15 protein-coding genes are annotated in these 17,299 nt (G+C 67.2%); 10 read left to right on the top strand and 5 right to left on the bottom strand.

The genetic code is table 11. The features are described 5' to 3' along the window. The first annotated feature begins 157 nt into the window (after positions 1-157). Positions 158-760 carry an NYN domain-containing protein gene (locus OIM94_RS10025; RefSeq protein WP_264606595.1) on the top strand — a complete coding sequence of 201 codons (603 nt, stop codon included), beginning with the start codon at positions 158-160 and terminating at the stop codon, positions 758-760. 86 nt (positions 761-846) lie between these two features. On the opposite strand, the gene OIM94_RS10020 is transcribed toward OIM94_RS10025, so the two are convergent. The 4 genes from OIM94_RS10020 to OIM94_RS10005 all read right to left on the bottom strand — a co-directional run bounded on the left by OIM94_RS10020 (position 847) and on the right by OIM94_RS10005 (position 9,106). Continuing rightward, positions 847-2,910, bottom strand: a complete 2,064-nt coding sequence (locus OIM94_RS10020) for a S9 family peptidase (protein WP_264606594.1) — start codon at positions 2,908-2,910, stop codon at positions 847-849. A gap of 100 nt (positions 2,911-3,010) precedes the next feature. After that, complete coding sequence (locus tag OIM94_RS10015) at positions 3,011-5,791, bottom strand: TonB-dependent receptor (RefSeq protein ID WP_264606593.1); 2,781 nt, start codon at positions 5,789-5,791, stop codon at positions 3,011-3,013. A gap of 160 nt (positions 5,792-5,951) precedes the next feature. After that, positions 5,952-6,251, bottom strand: a complete 300-nt coding sequence (locus OIM94_RS10010; protein ID WP_264606592.1) for a hypothetical protein — start codon at positions 6,249-6,251, stop codon at positions 5,952-5,954. Between the two features lie 23 nt (positions 6,252-6,274). Next, positions 6,275-9,106 carry a M16 family metallopeptidase gene (locus OIM94_RS10005; RefSeq protein ID WP_264606591.1) on the bottom strand — a complete coding sequence of 944 codons (2,832 nt, stop codon included), beginning with the start codon at positions 9,104-9,106 and terminating at the stop codon, positions 6,275-6,277. A gap of 170 nt (positions 9,107-9,276) precedes the next feature. Between OIM94_RS10005 and OIM94_RS10000 the strand changes: the two genes are divergently transcribed. The 7 genes from OIM94_RS10000 (at position 9,277) to OIM94_RS09970 (ending at position 14,232) form a co-directional block, all read left to right on the top strand. Then, complete coding sequence (locus OIM94_RS10000; protein ID WP_264606590.1) at positions 9,277-10,404, top strand: glycoside hydrolase family 43 protein; 1,128 nt, start codon at positions 9,277-9,279, stop codon at positions 10,402-10,404. A gap of 82 nt (positions 10,405-10,486) precedes the next feature. After that, positions 10,487-11,134 carry a queuosine precursor transporter gene (locus OIM94_RS09995; protein ID WP_264606589.1) on the top strand — a complete coding sequence of 216 codons (648 nt, stop codon included), beginning with the start codon at positions 10,487-10,489 and terminating at the stop codon, positions 11,132-11,134. A 20-nt stretch (positions 11,135-11,154) separates the two neighbouring features. Continuing rightward, on the top strand, positions 11,155-12,054 hold the full coding sequence (gene argB, locus OIM94_RS09990) for an acetylglutamate kinase (protein WP_264606588.1): 900 nt from the start codon (positions 11,155-11,157) through the stop codon (positions 12,052-12,054). 87 nt (positions 12,055-12,141) lie between these two features. Continuing rightward, positions 12,142-12,438, top strand: coding sequence for a YggT family protein (locus OIM94_RS09985; RefSeq protein ID WP_264609876.1), 297 nt, complete (start codon positions 12,142-12,144; stop codon positions 12,436-12,438). Continuing rightward, entirely contained in the window at positions 12,439-12,747 is a 309-nt protein-coding gene (locus OIM94_RS09980; protein ID WP_264606587.1) for a DUF167 domain-containing protein, read from the top strand. Then, positions 12,737-13,612, top strand: coding sequence for a bifunctional methylenetetrahydrofolate dehydrogenase/methenyltetrahydrofolate cyclohydrolase FolD (gene folD, locus OIM94_RS09975; protein WP_264606586.1), 876 nt, complete (start codon positions 12,737-12,739; stop codon positions 13,610-13,612). Before OIM94_RS09980 ends, folD begins: the two co-directional genes overlap by 11 nt. Then, on the top strand, positions 13,609-14,232 hold the full coding sequence (locus tag OIM94_RS09970; protein ID WP_264606585.1) for a MarC family protein: 624 nt from the start codon (positions 13,609-13,611) through the stop codon (positions 14,230-14,232). Before folD ends, OIM94_RS09970 begins: the two co-directional genes overlap by 4 nt. Positions 14,233-14,266: 34 nt before the next feature. On the opposite strand, the gene OIM94_RS09965 is transcribed toward OIM94_RS09970, so the two are convergent. Continuing rightward, positions 14,267-16,069, bottom strand: coding sequence for an AcrB/AcrD/AcrF family protein (locus tag OIM94_RS09965; RefSeq protein ID WP_264606584.1), 1,803 nt, complete (start codon positions 16,067-16,069; stop codon positions 14,267-14,269). Positions 16,070-16,151: 82 nt separating this feature from the next. Here OIM94_RS09965 and OIM94_RS09960 point away from each other — a divergent pair, with 82 nt between their 5' ends. Together OIM94_RS09960 and OIM94_RS09955 are read left to right on the top strand one after the other, a co-directional pair. After that, positions 16,152-16,550 carry a GtrA family protein gene (locus OIM94_RS09960; protein ID WP_264606583.1) on the top strand — a complete coding sequence of 133 codons (399 nt, stop codon included), beginning with the start codon at positions 16,152-16,154 and terminating at the stop codon, positions 16,548-16,550. Further along, complete coding sequence (locus OIM94_RS09955) at positions 16,551-17,282, top strand: class I SAM-dependent methyltransferase (protein WP_264606582.1); 732 nt, start codon at positions 16,551-16,553, stop codon at positions 17,280-17,282. It abuts the gene before it with no gap. Positions 17,283-17,299 lie beyond the last annotated feature (17 nt).

The raw sequence follows: 17,299 nt of genomic DNA, 5'->3' as shown, positions 1-17,299 counted from the left end.
GACTTTAAAGCGTTCGCGTATATATGCCCATTCCATACAGACCCCTCGTGGATCCTCGCCGCTTGATCGGCTCTGGTGAACCGAGCATATAGACCCCGGGGACGCCGTCAGGTGTCCCCGTATCTATTTGGGGGGTATCATGGCTTCAGCGCCGCCTGTGATCGCGCCAGCGCGCATCCGCATTTTTGTCGACTTCTGGAATTTCTCCCTTTCGCTTCGCCGAGAGGATGATGCGTTCATGCTTGATTGGAAGCCGGTTGCTGGCGTTATGGTGGCAGAGGCTTCACAGCTTTTAGGCGCGCCAGTAATCTATGAGGCGATGCATGTGTATGGGTCTTACGACCCAGCGAAGCCTGCTGACGGAAAGTTCCGTAACTGGTTTACCACTTGGTTGGATAAGCTTCCCGGCGTGCATACGGTCATGCTTGAGCGACAGAAGAAGCGCAACCACATAACCTGTCCGCAGTGCCACGGTGAGGTTAAGGACTGCCCGCATTGTCATGCCGATCTAAGGGGAACCGAGGAAAAAGGTATTGATACGAGAATGGCTACAGACCTGGTCAGCCTCGCTTGGTCCAATGCGTATGATGTCGCTATCATCGTTTCGTCAGATAGAGATTTCGTGCCTGTCGCGGATTTTCTGCAGTCGAAGGGCATCAAAGTCATTCACGCAGCATTTCCCCCAGCAGGGTCTCAGCTCTCTCAACGATGCTGGGGCAACTTCAATGTCATAAACTTGATGGATAAATTTCGGAGATAGTAAAAAATTCGATTGCGTCCAAAAGAGGCCAAAACGCCCCGCGATATCAGGCGCGGGGCATCTGGGTCGCATCGTCGAATAAGCGGTTACCCCTCCACCCCCAATTGCCAAAGCACGAACGCCATCTCGTCGGCATATTCGCGCAAGCTCTCCCAGCGCCCGGACTTGCCGCCATGGCCGGCGCCCATATTGGTCTTGAGCAGCAGGATGTTGTCGTCGGTCTTGGTCGCGCGCAGGCGGGCGGCCCATTTGGCGGGCTCCCAATAGGTCACGCGCGGGTCGTTGAGGCCGCCCGAGATCAGCATCGGCGGATAGGCTTGGGGCCTCACATTGTCGTACGGGCTGTAGCTGCGGATCAGCTCGAACGCCGCCTTGTCCTCGATCGGGTTGCCCCATTCGGGCCACTCGCCGGGGGTGAGCGGCAGGCTTTCGTCGAGCATGGTGTTGAGCACGTCGACGAACGGCACGTCGGCGATCACCGCGCCCCACAGCTCGGGGTCCGAATTGACCACCGCGCCCATCAGCTCGCCGCCCGCCGACCGGCCGGCGATGGCGATCCGGCCCGGCGCGGTATAGCCGAGGGTGATCAGCCCCTTCGCCACGTCGACGAAATCGTGGAAGCTGTTGGTGCGCTTCTCCAGCTTGCCCTCGTGATACCAATGCTGGCCGAGATCGTCGCCGCCGCGGATATGGGCGATGGCGAAGGCCATGCCGCGATCGAGGAACGACATGCGGCTGGTCGAGAAGCCCGGCGGGATGGCGTGGCCATAGGCGCCGTACGCATAGAGATAGAGCTTGCCGGTGCCGTCGCGCGGGAAGTCCTGCGGGTAGACGATCGAGACGGGGACGGCGGTGCCGTCGCGCGCGGTGATGGTCAGGCGCTCGGTGCGGTATTTGGTGCCGTCATAGCCGCTGGGGATCTCCTGGACCTTCAGCGTCTCCAAGGCGCCGGTGGCGATGTCGTAATCCTGGACGGTGCCGGGGGTGACCATCGATTCATAGCCGAGCCGGAGCTTGGTGACGGCGTACTCCGGGTTGTCGCCCAGGCCCGCGACATAGCTCGCCTCGGGGAACTTCAGGCGCGTGGGGGGCACGCTCGCGTCGTAGCGGTGCAGCTCGATCTGATCGAGCCCGTCCTCGCGGCCCTCGACGATGAAGAAATCGGCGAAGCAGGTGACGCCGGTCATGTAGAAATGGCGCGAGGGGGCGATGCGCTCGGTCCATTCGGACGGCGCGGTGATCGGCGCGGTGACGAGGCGCCAGTTGGTGTCGGTATCGTTGGTGTGGATGAACAGCGTGCCGTCATGCTCGTCCACGTCATATTCGCGGCCCGGCTTGCGCGGGGCGACGCAGATCGGCGTGGCGGCGGGGTTGTCGGCGGGGAGCAGCCAGACCTCGCTGGTCACATGGTCGCCGGTGGCGATGGTCAGCCACTTGCGCGACTGGGTCTCGCCGACGGCGACGCGGTAGCCTTCGTCCTGCTCGCGGAACAGCTCGATGTCGTTTTCCACCGGCTCGCCCAGCTTGTGCCAGCGGGCATTGTCGGTGCGCCAGTTCTCGTTGGCGAGGCCGTAGAGAAAGCCCTTGGAATCCGCCGTCCACACGATCTCGGAGAGCATGCCCGAGATGGTGTCGGGGAGGAGCTCGCCGGTGGTGAGGTCCTTGACCCTAACCTCGAACCGCTCCGAGCCGTTGTCGTCATAGGCATAGGCCAGCCAGCGGCCGTCCGGGCTGGCGGAGATTTCGCCGAGGCGGAAATATTCCTTGCCGGCGGCGAGCGCGGGTTCGTCGAGGATCAGCTGGTCCGCGCCGCCGGCGGCGGGCTTGCGCCACCAGCGCGGATATTCGCCGCCGACCTCGTAGTCGGTCCAGTAGATCCAGTCGCCGTCGCGCTGGGGGACGCTGGCCTCGTCTTCCTTGATCCGGCCGCGCATCTCCTGGAACAGCGTCTCGGACAGCGGCTTGAGCGGCGCCATGATCGCGTCGAAATAGCCGTTCTCGGCCTCGAGATAGGCGAGAACATCCTTGTCCGTCACCTCGGGGTAGCCGGGGTCGCGCAGCCAGGCCCAGGGGTCCTGGATGGTGATGCCGTGGCGGGTGAAGCTGTGCGGGCGGGTGGCGGCGACGGGCGGCGTGGGCGTTTCGGTCATGGAGACCTTGTAGGAAGCCCGCGCGCATGGACAAGCCCCACCGCCGGGGGCGGCGACCGTCCTCCGCGCCGGTGCGGGCGCGCAGGACGGTCGGGCACGGTCAGAAGGTCAGGCGGATGCCCGCGGCATAGCGGCGGCCGAACCGCTCCCACTCGATCGTCTGCGCCTTGATCGTCGGCGTGGGCGTGCCGGTGGCGGTGAGCAGGTTGCCCGGCTCCGAATAGCGGCGGCCCGGCTGGTTGAGCACGTTCTGCACATCGGCATAGATTTCGAAGCGCCGGGTGATCGCATAGCGCGCCGAGATGTCCATCTCCTCGTCCGCGGCCCAATAGGTGTCGCCGGCATCGGTCAGGTCGTCGGCGATCGTGTCGAGCCAGTCGCTGCGGCGCTGATACTGGACGCGGAGCGACAGGCCGTACTTCTCGTAATAGCCGCCGACATTGTAGATCAGGTCCGACGTGCCGGGCAGGCGCACCTTGCGCGACGGCACCGCGCCGATCGCGGGCTTGGTCACCTGGCTGTCGTTGAGCGTGACGTTGGCGGAGATGCCGAAGCCGCCCATCCAGTCCGGCAGGCCCAGCGATCCGGTCCAGGGTTCGAGCTGCAGCTGCGCGGCCGCCTCGGCCCCGAAGATGCGGCCATCGCCGCCATTGGTGATGCCGGTGAAGACATAGGACGAGCGGTCGATCCCGTTGCTGTCCAGCGCGTTCGATCCGAAGGTGCGTGACTGGCGATACAGCACGTCCTCCACCCGCTTGTAGAACAGGCCCGCCATCAGATAGCCCTGCGGACGGACATACCATTCGAAATAGCCGTCGACGCCATAGGCGCGCTCGGGCTTCACCGCCGGGTTGCCGCCGGAGATGACCTGGTTGGTATCGTTGATCACCACGTTCGGCCGCATCTGGTCGTAATCGGCGCGCGCGGCGCCCGAGTTGAACGACAGGCGCAGCTTCTTGGTGGTGTCGACATTGTAGTTGATGTGCAGGCTCGGGAAGGCCAGCGTCTGGCTGGAGCTGGCGGTTACCGGGCCGGTGGCGGCACCCAGCGTGGCGACGGCCTTGCCGCGATTTTCCAGCCGCTCGACGCGCACGCCGCCGAGGATCGAGCCCCAGTCGTAGCGCAGCGTCCCCATCACATAGCCGGCATAGACGCGCTCGCGCACGTCATAATTGTTGGCGGTGTTGGGCGTGAAGGCGAACTGGCTGCGCGCGGCATTGGCCACCGTGCGCATCTTGTCCGTATCGAAATAGCGGAAGGTATAGTCCATCGGGATCTTGCCGGCGAACGGATCGCCGAGCGAGAAGTCCGTGTAGCTGGTCGGCACGCCGATCGCGGTGAGGCCGGCGGCGGTGTTGACCAGGATCTGCTTCTCGTCGGCCACCTTGGTGCGCTGGTCGAACTGGAAGCCCGCCTTCAGCGTCGCGTCGCTGCCCAGGAAGCGCGTCTCGCGCGCCAGCACCACGCGGCCGGTATAGGCCTTGGTCGTGTCGACGGCGTCCAGCACGGTGAGCGACGACGCGGGCTTGGTGAAGGTGTCGATCGCGACGACGCGGGTGCCGGCCGAATAGCGGGTGGGGCTGCTCAGCTGGTTGGTGGTGTAGAGCATCAGCCGCGAGCGGTTCGGGTCGCTGAAGTCGTAGGCGACCGTCGGGCGCAGCGTGCGGGTGCTGGGGCTGTCCCACGAAAGCTCGCCGACGACCGAGCGATCGTCCTTGGATTCGGTGTAGTTGCCCGCCCAGGAGAGGTGCCAGCCCGGCGCGATGTCATGCTCGCCGACCAGGCTGTTGGTGAAGATCGACTGGCGGAAGGCGCGCAGCGTCGAACGCTGGCGGATGTCGATGCCGTAGATCGTGCCCTTCTGGGGCGTGTTGCCGATGCAGACATCGGCATAGCCGGTGGTGGTCGGCGTCGGGTTCACGTCGCGGGCACAATCGGCGGTGTTGGCGACGAGATCGCTCTGCCGGTCGTCGAGATCGAAGCGATAATTGTCGCGTGCCTCGTCGTCCTTGAAGATGGTGTAGATCGAGCGCAGCGAGATGGTGTTGCGATCGTCGGGCTTGTAGTCGACCCGGCCCGAGGCCGACCAGTTGCGACGGGTGAGGCGATACAGCTTGTTCTCGGCCTCCGCCGCCCAGAAGCGGGTGGCGTTGCCCGGGCGCGCATCCTGCGAGACGCGCTCGTAATCGGTCTCGAAATTGTCGGTGATCATGCCGCGCTGGAAATAGCTGCCGGATACCAGCACGCCGATTTCGCCCCCGCCGACCCGGAAGCGGTCGGAGGCGACGGCGGAGACTTCATACTGCTTGCGCTCGCCCAGTTCGGCGATGCCATAGCCTGCCTTGCCGGCGAAATGCGCGCCCTTGTAATCGAACGCCGAGCGGGTGATGACGTTGACGTTGCCCGCCACCGTCTCGCCGGTCATGTCCGGCGTCACCGCCTTGGAGACGACGATCTGCGAGGCGATCGCCGAGGGGATCGAATCGAAGCGCGCGTCGCGGCCTTCGGGGCTGACGACGGTGATCCCGTCGAACGACAGCGTGGTCCAGTAGTTCGGCGCGCCGCGCAGCGAGATGTAGCGGGCCTGGCCCTGGTCACGCTCCACCGCGATGCCCGGCAGGCGGCTAGCGGCCTGGGCGATGTTCTGGTCGGGCAGGCGACCCACGCCGTCGGCGGCGGCCACGGTGACGAGCGAATCCGAGGCGCGCTGGATGCGCAGCGCCAGCGATTCGGATTCGGCGATCGGGCGCGCGCCGGTGACGATGATCTCGCCGGGAACCGGCTCCTGGTCTTGCGCGGTCTGCGCAGCGGCGGCCGTGGCGAAGATGCAGGCCAGCACGCTCGCGCTGGACGCGAGGATGCCCTTGTGTAGCGATGTCATGGAAGCCCCCTGATGGTCTCTCTTTGGATGAGGCCGCTATGGGGGTTCGAGGTCGTTTTCGTGTCGGTTCGGAAACGGTTTTGTTACAGCAATGAAATGTAACAATCGTCGATGGTCGGCGCAGTCCCCCGCCGCGTGGCGAGGGACTGCGCCGGATCGATCAGGCGCGCGTGCCGGTGATCGGGAAGCTGCCGAACGCACCCGCGGTCACGGTGCCGTCCAGCGCGTCGCCGGTCACGGTCGCCTCGCAGGTGAGCGTCATCGGCATCGGCACCGAGATGTCGAGCGACCAGCTGAGCGTGTCCCCGTTCACCTTGCCGTCCTTGATCTCGGTCTGGCCCATCGCGCCGTTGAAGCTGCCGGTGAAGCTGTCGCCGTTGCTGGTGACCGTGAGGGTCGCCTGCTGGTCGCCCAGCGGCGACTTGGTCACGGTGTTCCAGCTGCCATCCACATTCGCCATTTGGGTCTCTCCTGCTAACCTGGTTACTTGGCTGCCGGCGGGGTCTTTCCCGCCAGCGACGCCGCGCTGATCACCTCGACAGGCACGCCGAGGCTGTCAAGCTGCGGGCGGACCTTGGCGGCGTCGCCCACGACCACCCAAACGAAGCGATCCACGTCGAGTGCCCCGCGTGCCGCAGCGTCAAGCTGGGCTGCGGTGAGCGCGCGATATTTTTGCGCGATCGTATCGTAATAATCGTCCGGGCGGTGGCGGATGTCGTTCTGCTGCATCGCGCCGAGCACGGCGCCCGCGGTTTCGAATCGGCCGGCGAGTTCGCGGGTGGCACCGTTCACTTCGCGGGTCAGCTCGGCCGGGGTGACGCCCGCGGTGGTCAGGAAGTCGCGCACCTGCTGGCGGATCGCGCGGATCGAATCACCGGTGCGATCGGCCTGAACGGGGGCGTTGACCGAATAGGGAACGGCATGTTCGAGCCAGTTGAACCCGCCGCCCGCGCCATAGGACCAGTGCTTGTTCTCGCGCAGCTCCATGTTGATGCGCGACAGGAAGCCGCCGCCCAGCACCTGATTGGCGGTGGTGGCGACGAGCAGGTCGCCGGTGGGATCCAGCGGCGTCATCTGGCCGGCCTGGATCAGCGACTGGGGCGAGTTCGGCCGGTCGATCAGCACGATGCGCGCGCCTGCCGGCTGCGGCTTGCCGGCAAAGGCCTTCACGCCCGCGGCGCCCTCCCCCTGCCAGGCGCCGAAGCGCGCCTCGAGCGCCGCCTTCACCTGCGCGAGCGGCAGATCGCTGACGACGAAGATCTTGGCCTTGTCCGGCCGGATCCAGGCGCGGTGGAAGGCGAGCAGGTCGTCGCGCGAGAGCTTGGCCACCGCCGCGGGATCACCCGAGCCGTTGCCCAGCTTCGCATAGGGATAGCCGCTGCCGTAGAGCAGGCCCGGCAGCACGCGGCCGGCAAGGCCGCTGGGGTCGCTCAGCTCGAACTGGATGCCGGTGAGCGTGGTCGCGCGGATCCGCTCGACCTCGGCCGGGGCAAAGGCCGGGTGGCGGACGATGTCGGCGAACAGATCGACCGCGCCGCCCAGATTGGCGCTGGGAACGCCGAGCGTCAGATAGGTCCGGTCCGCCGAGCTGCCCGAGCCGATATTGGCGCCCAGCCGCTCCTCGGCCTCGGCGATCGCGATCGAATCGCGGCTGGTCGTGCCTTCCTCGAGCAGCGCGAGCGTGAGGTTCTGCGTACCCGCCTTGCCGTCCGGATCGGCGGTGACCCCGGCATCGAAGCTCAGCGAGACCTGGGTGATCGGCACCGCGCTCTGGCGGGCATAGACCAGCGCGATGCCGTTGGAGAGCGTGGTGCGCTCCACCGTGGGGAAGCGGATGTCGCGCACTGGCCCCACGTCCGGCAGGCCGCCGCGCGTCCCCTTGGGGATCGCCTCCTCCGCGGCGGGCTTGGCGGGCGGCACGGGGGCGGATTCCTGATAGGCCTCGCGCTCGCCGGGCTCGACGCGGATGGTGAGGGCCGGGCGCGACAGCCATTTGGCGGCAGCGGCGCGGGCCTTGGCCGGGGTCATCGTCGCGACCTCCGTGAGGCGGCGGCGGAAGATGCCCGGATCGTTCGAATAGAGCGCGCCCTCGGCCAGGGTGGCGGCCTGTGCGCGGGTCGATTCGAGCCCGGCGATGGTACCGGCGACGCGGGTGGTGGCGACGCGCTGCACCTCGTCCGCGGTCGGGCCCTTGGCGATCAGCTCGGCGAGGATCGCGTCGATCCGCTGGTTGACCAGCGCCGGATCGACGCCGGGCTTGAGGACCGCCTGGATCTGGAACATGCCCAGCTGGGCCATCGCGCTGGCGCCTGCCGAGACGCTCACGACCAGCTTCTCCTTGCGCACCAGCGCATTGTCGAGCCGCGAGCTGGCGAGCCCGCCCAGCACCTGCCCGAACACTTCGAGCGCGGACGAATCGGGATCGTTGAGCCCCGGCACCGCCCAGCTGCGCACGATCAGCGTCGCGGGCACCCGGTCCTTCATCACCACCGTCTTGGCGGCGGGAAGGGTGGGGATGGTCACCACGGGCAGCGCGCTCTTCGGGCCGCGCGCGATGGCGCCGAAATATTTCTCGACCAGCGGCCGCGCCTCGGCGGCGTCGACGTCGCCGGCCAGCACCAGCACCGCGTTGTTCGGGCCGTAATGGTCGCGGAACCAGCCCTTCACATCGGCAAGGCTCGCCTTGTCGAGATCGGCCATCGACCCGATCGGCGTGTGCCCATAGGGGGTGGTGCCGAGCAGTTCGGAAAACAGCAGATACTGGATCAGGCCATAGGGGCGGTTGTCGCCCTGGCGCTTCTCGTTCTGGACGACGCCGCGCTGCTCGTCGAGCACGCCTTGCGTGATCGCGGGGGTGAGCCAGCCCATCCGGTCGCTTTCGAGGAACAGCGCGCGCTCGAGCGCGGGCCGGGGCACCGTCTCGAAATAATTGGTGCGATCGAAGCTGGTGGTGCCGTTGAGATCGGTCGCGCCGACCTGCTTGAGCGGCTCGAAGAAGTCGCCGGGCGCGTTCTGCGAGCCGTTGAACATCAAATGCTCGAACAGGTGCGCGAAGCCGGTCTTGCCCGCAGGCTCGTGCTTGGAGCCGACATCATACCACACCGACAGCGCCACCACCGGCGCCTTGCGATCGGTATGGACGATCACGCGCAGGCCGTTGGCCAGGGTGAACTGCTCAAAGGGCAGCTTCACCTGATCGACGAGCGTGGCGAGCGGCGCGGGCGCGGCGGCCGGCGCCTGCTGCGCGAAGGCGGGCAGGGCGGGTGCGGCCAGCGCGATCAGCGCGGTACTGCAGAGCAAACGAATGGACGGCATCGAGACGGGATCCCCCACGGACGGTGACAGCCGATACCATAGCTGCGCGCGCCGGCTCGGCAAGCGGCGGCATGGCGGCGCCAAACCCCTTGCCGCGGGCGCGGCGCGGATGGTAGCGCTACCGGGAGGCAGCATCGACTGCGCCGAGACAAAAATGAGAGGATAGGCTGTTGCGCGTTTCGCTGACATTTTCGACGGCTGCGGCCGCCCTGGCGCTGTTGGCGGGCTGTTCCACCGGCGGCCCTGCCAAGAACGACACCGCGTCGAATGCCGCAACGCCGGCCGATGCGTCCGGCGAACCCCGCAGCCCGGACGGCAAGCACTATCTCGCCCAGCCGCTGGTCAAGGATCTGTTCTTCGCCGATCCGTCCGCGCACGTGTTCAACGGCAAGGTCTACGTTTATCCCAGCCACGACGTCGACATGGGCATTCCCGACGACGATCTTGGCAGCCAATATGCGATGCACGACTATCAGGTGCTGAGCATGGACCGCCCCGGCGGTCCGGTGACGGTGCACCCGGTCGCGCTCGACCTGAAGCAGGTGCCCTGGGCCTCCGAAAAGGCCTGGGCGCCCGACGCCGCCTTCAAGAACGGCACCTATTATCTCTATTTCCCGGCCAAGGATAAGCAGGGCGTATTCCGCATCGGCGTCGCCACGTCGAACTCGCCGGTCGGCCCGTTCAAGGCCGAGCCGCAGCCGATCCAGGGCAGCTATTCGATGGATCCGGCGGTCTTCACGGATGATGACGGCCAGAGCTATCTCTATCTGGGTGGCATCTGGGGCGGCCAGCTCCAGCGCTGGGCGACGGGCAAGTACGATCCCGATGCCGGCGATACCGATCTGAAGAAGGACGACCAGCCTGCGCTTTCCGGCAAGGTCGCGCGCCTGGCACCCGACATGAAGCGCCTCGCCGAGCCGCTGCGCGACGCGGTGATCCTCGACGAGAAGGGCAAGCCGATCCTCGGCGGCGACCATGATCGCCGGTTCTTCGAAGCCGCCTGGATGTTCAAGCGCGGCGGCAAATACTATTACATGTACTCGACCGGGGACACGCACTTCCTTGCCTATGCCATCGGCAGCAGCCCTTATGGTCCGTTCAGCTATGCCGGGCGTATCCTGGAGCCGGTGCAGGGCTGGACCAGCCATGGCTCGGTGTTCCAATTCCAGGGCAAATGGTATCTGGCGTATCACGACACCCAGCTGACGAATAAGAACCACCTCCGCTCGGCCAAGATCACCGAACTGACCTTCCGCCCGGACGGGACGATCGTCACGCTAAAGCCGTTCAAGGACTGACCAAGGCACCGCGCGGTTCGCGGGACACGGGCGAACCGCGTGGCATCTTCCACCGCGCGCGCTTTGGCGCTAGCACCCGCCGATGGATACCCCGAAGCTCGCCATCCCCCGCTCGCTGTTCGTCTACGCCATCCTCTATGGCGGTATGGTCTGCATGGCGGGCGTGCTGGGGGTGAAGCAGGTGGCCCTCGGGCCGCTCGCGGTGGAGGCGGGGATCTTCGCCTTCCTGCTGCTCGTCGTGCTGTCGAGCGCGGTGGCCGAGCTGCACGGCCAGGCGATCGCCACCGGGCTGGTGCGGCTGGGCTTCGTGCCGCTGCTGATGTCCGCCGCGCTGATCCAGCTTGTGCTGATCCTGCCGACCGATCCCGGCATGTACCCCCCCGCCGTCGCCGCCTTCCCGATCGTCGTCGGGCAGGGGATGCGTATGATGCTGGCCGGCTTCATCTCCTATGGCACGTCGCAGACGCTCAACGTGTTCATCTTCAACAAGCTGCGCGGGCAGGAGGGGCCGAGCGGCCTGGTCTGGTTCCGCGGCATGGTGGCGAGCGTGGTCTCGCAGATCGTCGATACCGTGCTGTTCATCAGCATCTCCTTCCTCGGCGAGCGCCCGATCCTCGAGCTGATGGCCGGGCAGATGCTGACCAAGGTGGTGTTGTCGATCGTGCTCGTGCCGTTCCTGATCACCGGCGCGGTTGCCCTCGGTCGCGCACTCGATGGACGTAGGGGCTAAGCGGCACTAAAGGGCCGCGCATGACCGACCACGCTCCCCATCCCGCGCTGCTCGCCAAGGCCGAAACGCTCACCGAGGCGCTGCCCTATCTGCAGCGCTATGCCGGCGCCACCTTCGTCGTGAAATATGGCGGCCACGCCATGGGCGACCCCGAGCTGGCGCGCGATTTCGCCGAGGACGTGGTGCTGCTGAAGGCGGTGGGGATCAACCCGATCGTCGTCCATGGCGGCGGGCCGCAGATCGGGCGGATGCTCAAGCGGCTCGGCGTCGAATCAACCTTCGTGGGCGGCCTGCGCGTGACCGACAAGGCCACCGCCGAGATCGCCGAGATGGTCCTCGCCGGATCGATCAACAAGGAAATCGTCGCCTGGATCGCAGCCGCCGGCGGCAAGGCGGTGGGCATCTCCGGCAAGGATGCCGGGCTGGTCCGCGCCGAGAAGGTGCAGCGCACCGAGGCCGATCCGCTGCAGGGCATCGAGCGGCATGTCGACCTGGGCTTTGTCGGCGAGCCGGTAGCGGTGGACATTTCCATCCTCCAGTCGCTGGCCGCCTCGGGCTTCATCCCCGTGGTGTCGCCGATCGCGCTGGGCGCGGACGGCCACACCTACAACATCAACGCCGATACCATGGCGGGCGCGATCGCCGGCGCGTGCGGCGCCAAGCGCTTCTTCCTGCTCACCGACGTGCCGGGCGTGCTCAGCAAGACCGGTGACCTGCTGACCGATCTGGACGCGGCGCGGGTGCAGGCGCTGAAGGACGACGGCACGATCTCGGGCGGGATGATCCCCAAGGTGGAGACCTGCGTGAACGCGGTTGCGGCGGGGGTCGACGCGGCGGTGATCCTCGACGGGCGCATCCCGCATGGCATGCTGCTGGAAATCTTTACCCGCCAGGGCGTAGGCACGCTCGTCCATAGCTGATCTTTCGCCGGATTGTCCGGCGGCAGATCCATCCTATATCGCTCCTGAAACGGTGTCGCGGAGAGAGACTTGACCCAGATTGGCCTGATGTTGCTGCAGATCGTGCAGGTGGTGCTGACGATCGTCTGGTGGATCATCGTCGTCCAGGCGATCCTGTCGTGGCTGATCGCGTTCAACGTCATCAACACGCACAGCGAGTTTGTGCGTTCGGTATGGACCGCGCTGCAGCGGATGACCGAGCCGCTCTATCGCCCGATCCGCCGCATCCTGCCGGATTTCGGCGCGCTGGACATCTCGCCGATGGTCGTCCTGCTGATCCTCTACATCCTGCAGACGATCGTGATTCCGCGGATCGCGCTCATGATCGCCGGCGCCGGGGTGTAAGTGCCGGCCTGGCGGCCCAGCGCCACCGGGATCGAGATTGCGGTGCGCGTGACGCCCCGCGCGTCGCGCGACGTGCTGGCGGCCGGAACGCACGAGCATTTCGCCGCCCGCCTTGCCGCCCCGCCGGTGGAGGGTGCCGCCAATGCCGCGCTGGTGCCGCTGGTCGCCAAGACCTTCGGGGTCGCCAAGCGCGACGTGACGCTGGTCGCGGGCGAGACGGCGCGGCTCAAGCGACTTTCGATCGCCGGGGACGGTGCGGCGCTGGAACAAATCGCCCGCAGCCTCTATGGCGAGGGGCATGACGGCTGAGATCATCGACGGCAAGGCATTTGCCGCGGGCCTGCGGGCCCGCATCGCTTCCCTGGTTCCTGCATTCGAAGCGGCGGCGGGGCGTGTGCCCGGTCTCGCCGTGGTGCTGGTGGGCGAGGACCCCGCCTCCGCCGTCTATGTCCGCTCCAAGGGCAAGCAGACCCGCGAGGCCGGCATGGCGAGCTTCGAGCACAAGCTGTCCGCCGACACGACGCAGGCCGATCTGCTTGCGCTGGTCGACCGGCTCAACGCCGATGCCAGTGTCGACGGCATCCTGGTCCAGCTGCCGCTGCCCAAGCACATCGACGAGCAGGAAGTGCTGCTGCGCATCCACCCCGACAAGGATGTGGACGGCTTCCACCCGGTCAATGCCGGCCGCCTCGCCACGGGTCTCGAGGGCTTCGTGCCCTGCACCCCGCTCGGCTGCCTGATGCTGCTGCAGGACAAGCTGGGCAGCCTGTCGGGTCTCGACGCGGTGGTGATCGGCCGCTCGAACATCGTCGGCAAGCCGATGGCGGCGCTGCTCACCAAGGCGAGCGCGACGGTAACGATCGTCCATTCGCGCACCCGCAACCTGCCGCATTATCTCCGCCACGCCGACATCGTCGTCGCCGCGGTGGGCATCCCCCATTTCGTCAAGGGCGAGTGGCTCAAGCCCGGCGCGACGGTGATCGACGTCGGCATCAACCGCACCGAGAACGGCCTGGTCGGCGATGTCGATTTCGACGGCGCGGCGAGTGTCGCCGGCGCGATCACGCCGGTGCCGGGCGGCGTCGGCCCGATGACCATCGCCTGCCTGCTGCGCAACACGCTGGTCGCCGCCCACCGCAATGCCGGGGTGCCGCTCGAGGCAGACGCGATTTGATCGAGCTGTTCGTCTCCTCGCTGGTCACCTTCTTCGTCATCATCGACCCGCCCGGCTGCGCGCCGATCTTCGCGGGGCTGACGGCGGGGACCAATTCGGTGCACCGTCGCGCGATGGCGGTGCGTGCGGTGATGGTCGCCTCGATCATCCTGCTCGGCTTCGCGCTGTTCGGCGAGGCGCTGCTGCACGCGCTCGGGATCAGCCTCAACGCCTTCCGCATCGCCGGCGGCATCATGCTGTTCCTGATCGCGCTGGAAATGGTGTTCGAGAAGCGCACCGAGCGGCGCGAGGACCGCGCCGAGAAGGTCAAGGCCGAGGATCCGGTCGACATCTCGATCTTCCCGATGGCGATGCCGATGATCGCCGGGCCGGGGTCGATCGCGTCGGTCATGCTGCTGATGTCGCAGAGCCAGGGCATCCAGCAGTCGCTGGTCGTACTCGCGGCGATGCTGACCATCCTGCTACTCACGCTGGGCGCGCTGCTCGCCGCCGGGCCGATCATGCGGGTGGTGGGCGCGAAGATCGAGGCGGTGGTCTCGCGGCTGCTCGGCGTGCTGCTTGCGGCGCTGGCGGTGCAGTTCGTGATCGACGGCATCCGCGCCGCGCTCGCGGCGGGGTGACCTCGGTGCCCCTCCCCGGGTAGGAGGGGCAGGTTCAGCGGTCGTAGCGGATCTTCCACAGCTTGTAGGGTGTGCCGTCGGGCAGCGGCACCGGCTCCAGCCAGCCGGGCACCTGGCCGCGGGCGAGCTGGACGTAGAAGCCCGTGGGGTTGTGCGAACGGTACACCGTCGTCTCGGCCATGTTCGGGCACAGCAGCAGATAGGCGGCCTTGTGGCGCGCCGCGATCGGCCGGAAGCCGTCCGCCGTGCCGGTAAAGGCGTGGTGGACGTCGAGGATCGCCTGGCCGTTGCGATGATAGGGCCCGGCCGCCGCATCATGGTGCGTCACCACGATCAGCCGCGGCCCGAGATCGACCTGGGTGAACATCGTCGCGGCCGGAATCGCATCGAGCGTGCGCAGCTGCGAGGTGCGGGTGCAGGCGATGTTCGCCTGGCGCACCTTGTCGATGCCGGGCTTGGCGGCGGTCTTCGTCGCCCAGGGCAGCTTCCCGCCGCTGGCGGCGATGCCGACGCCGACAAAGGCCAGCAGCGCGACGCCGATTCGCGCCCAGAGCGGCCCGCGCCGCACGAGCAGCGGCACCAGGATCCAGATCAGCGCGGTGATGCCCGCCACCGCGAGCAGCTGCGCGCCCGGGGCCGCGCGCATCTGCCAGAGCAGCATCGCGCCAGCAAAGCCGGTGAACAGCGCGATCGCCGCCCAGCCGACCAGCATCGGCGTCCGCCGCGCATGCCACACCGCTACCAGCGCGCCGGTCAGGCCGAGCCCGGCGACGATCGCCACCGGCACCGCCGTCTCCGCCGGGTGGCGATAGATCGGCCGCGCCTCGCGCACGTTGGACAGCCAGGTGCGGTACAGCTCGTCGGAGACTTGCTCCGGCCGGCCCAGGCATTGCGGGAAGAAATGGACAAAGCCTGCCACGATCAGCCCGCCGGCGATCGCCGCCAGCGCAAGGCGCACCGGCCGCGAGGCCGGGTTGGCGAGGGTGAGTGCCACCAGCAGCGCACCGGCGGCGACCAGCACGCTCAGCCATACCGGGGTCAGCGCGTCGCAGCGCATCGCCTGGTTGGCGTTGGACGCGAACAGCACGAAGCCGATCGCCGAGCCGCCCCCCAGCGTCAGGCCATAGACCATCAGGCGGAGCCGCTCGGCGGCATCCCATACCCAGCGCAAGCCGAGGATCGCGCCCGCCATCGCGCAGAAGGGCAGCAGCTCCAGCCCGATCGACAGCGAGAAGGCGCTCGCCAGCCCCACCGTCGCGCCGCCGCGTGCCCCTTTGGGGTCGGCGATGCCCGCGACGGTGATCGCCAGCGCGGCGAGCTGCCAGCCATGGTGGTCGATGCGCAGCGGGGCATACATCGGCATCGTCGTCGTACAGAAGGCCACGAGCAGCACCAGCGCGATCGGCCAGGCGAAGGGCGAGACCAGCCGGCGGACGGTCAGCGAGAGGCCCGTCATCGCGATCGACAGCGGCAGCAAGGGTGCGATGCCGCACGCCCATTTCTCCGCGGCCGCGGTGCCCAGAAAGGGCTTGAGCAGCAGAATAAGCCCGGCGATCGGCAGATCGACGATGCGCGACCAGTGGATGTCGAACCCGCCCAGCGCCGGATCCATCCGGTACTGGCGCAGATCGTACCAGCCCTGGCCGGCGAGCAGCGCGCGCACCTGCATCAGCCGCATGTTGTCGTCGGTATCGCCCAGCGTCAGCCAGTAGATGTTGCCCTGGCGCTGCTGGAGGTACCAAACGACCACGCAGGCCCAGGCGACCAGCGTCCAGCCGAGCCAGTGGCGGTCCAATTCGTCTCGCAGGCGGAAGAGCCGGGTAGGGATGGGCGTCAAAATCGCTTTCCTCGGATGCTGGCGCGCATTAGGGCGGGGCAGGGTCCAAGGGCAAGCGAGAGTGACGGCGGTACTTCAGAGAGTGGAAGCGTTGCGCGCCAGCGGCGTGCTGGGGCAGCTGGTCCGGTTCGTGATCGTCGGCGGGCTTTCCACCGTGGTATATGCGGCCGTCTACTGGCCGCTGGCCACCTATGTCATCTGGCCGGTGCTCGCCTCGGTGGCGGGGTTCCTCGTCGCGGTGATCTTCGGCTATGTCTTCCACAGCCGCTGGAGCTTCCAGGGCCACGGCGCCGAGGAGAATGCGGCGCTGAAGTTCAAGTTCTTCATGGTGCAATCGGCGGGCATGCTGATGAACGCGGCCTTCACCTGGGTGCTCACCGGTCCCTGGGTCCACGGCCCGACCTGGTGGCCGCTGGTGCCGGCGGTGTTCGTCACCCCCTTCGCCACCTTTGCACTCAACCGTTTGTGGGTTTTCGGCTGAATGGATCGCATCGTTTACGACCGCATGGCGGCGCATGATTCCACCCATTGGTGGTACCGCGCCCGCCGCGACATCCTGGCCGATTATCTCGACCGCTACGGCGCCGTGCCGAAGGACGCGCGCATCCTGGAGATCGGCTGCGGCACCGGGCACAACCTGCCGATGCTCGGCGCGTTCGGCGATGTCGATGCGATCGAGATCGATCCGGCGGCGCGCGACATCGCCAGCGCCCGGCTGGGCAAGCCGGTGGGGTCCTCGCCGCTGCCGGATCTGAGCGGCGTCGAGCCCGGCAGCTATGATCTGGTCGCGGTGCTCGACGTGGTGGAGCATATCGAGGACGACGTGGCCGCGCTCAAGGCGATGGCGCGGGTGCTCAAGCCGGGCGGCAAGATCCTGATCACCGTGCCTGCGCACCAGTGGATGTGGAGCGCGCACGACGTGGTGAACCACCACAAGCGCCGCTATTCCAAGCGCACGCTGCTCGCCGCGCTGGAGAAGGCGGGGCTCAAATGGAACAAGCTGCGCTGGTTCAACTCGCTCCTCTTTCCGGTAGCGGTGGCGGCGCGCTTTGCCGGCAAGCTGATGGGCAAGGACGACAGCGACGATTCGCCGCCGCCCGCCGCGCTCAACAAGGCGTTCGAGACGATCTTCGGGCTGGAGCGCCACCTGCTTGGCCGCCTTCCGATGCCGCCGGGCCTCTCGATCATCGTGCTGGCCGAGCCGAAGCGCTGAGCCTGGTTCTCCCTCCC

This window comes from Sphingomonas sp. R1, from assembly GCF_025960285.1.
Taxonomy (GTDB): domain Bacteria; phylum Pseudomonadota; class Alphaproteobacteria; order Sphingomonadales; family Sphingomonadaceae; genus Sphingomonas.
Note: the sequence above shows the minus strand (reverse complement) of the source record. Positions and strands in the feature narration are given on the sequence as shown.

Coding starts and splice junctions, on each gene's coding strand:
- OIM94_RS10020 (WP_264606594.1), bottom strand. CDS start 2,910: ATGACCGAAACGCCCACGCCGCCCGTCGCCGCCACCCGCCCGCACAGC.
- OIM94_RS10015 (WP_264606593.1), bottom strand. CDS start 5,791: ATGACATCGCTACACAAGGGCATCCTCGCGTCCAGCGCGAGCGTGCTG.
- OIM94_RS10010 (WP_264606592.1), bottom strand. CDS start 6,251: ATGGCGAATGTGGATGGCAGCTGGAACACCGTGACCAAGTCGCCGCTG.
- OIM94_RS10005 (WP_264606591.1), bottom strand. CDS start 9,106: ATGCCGTCCATTCGTTTGCTCTGCAGTACCGCGCTGATCGCGCTGGCC.
- OIM94_RS09995 (WP_264606589.1), top strand. CDS start 10,487: ATGGATACCCCGAAGCTCGCCATCCCCCGCTCGCTGTTCGTCTACGCC.
- argB (WP_264606588.1), top strand. CDS start 11,155: ATGACCGACCACGCTCCCCATCCCGCGCTGCTCGCCAAGGCCGAAACG.
- OIM94_RS09985 (WP_264609876.1), top strand. CDS start 12,142: ATGTTGCTGCAGATCGTGCAGGTGGTGCTGACGATCGTCTGGTGGATC.
- folD (WP_264606586.1), top strand. CDS start 12,737: ATGACGGCTGAGATCATCGACGGCAAGGCATTTGCCGCGGGCCTGCGG.
- OIM94_RS09955 (WP_264606582.1), top strand. CDS start 16,551: ATGGATCGCATCGTTTACGACCGCATGGCGGCGCATGATTCCACCCAT.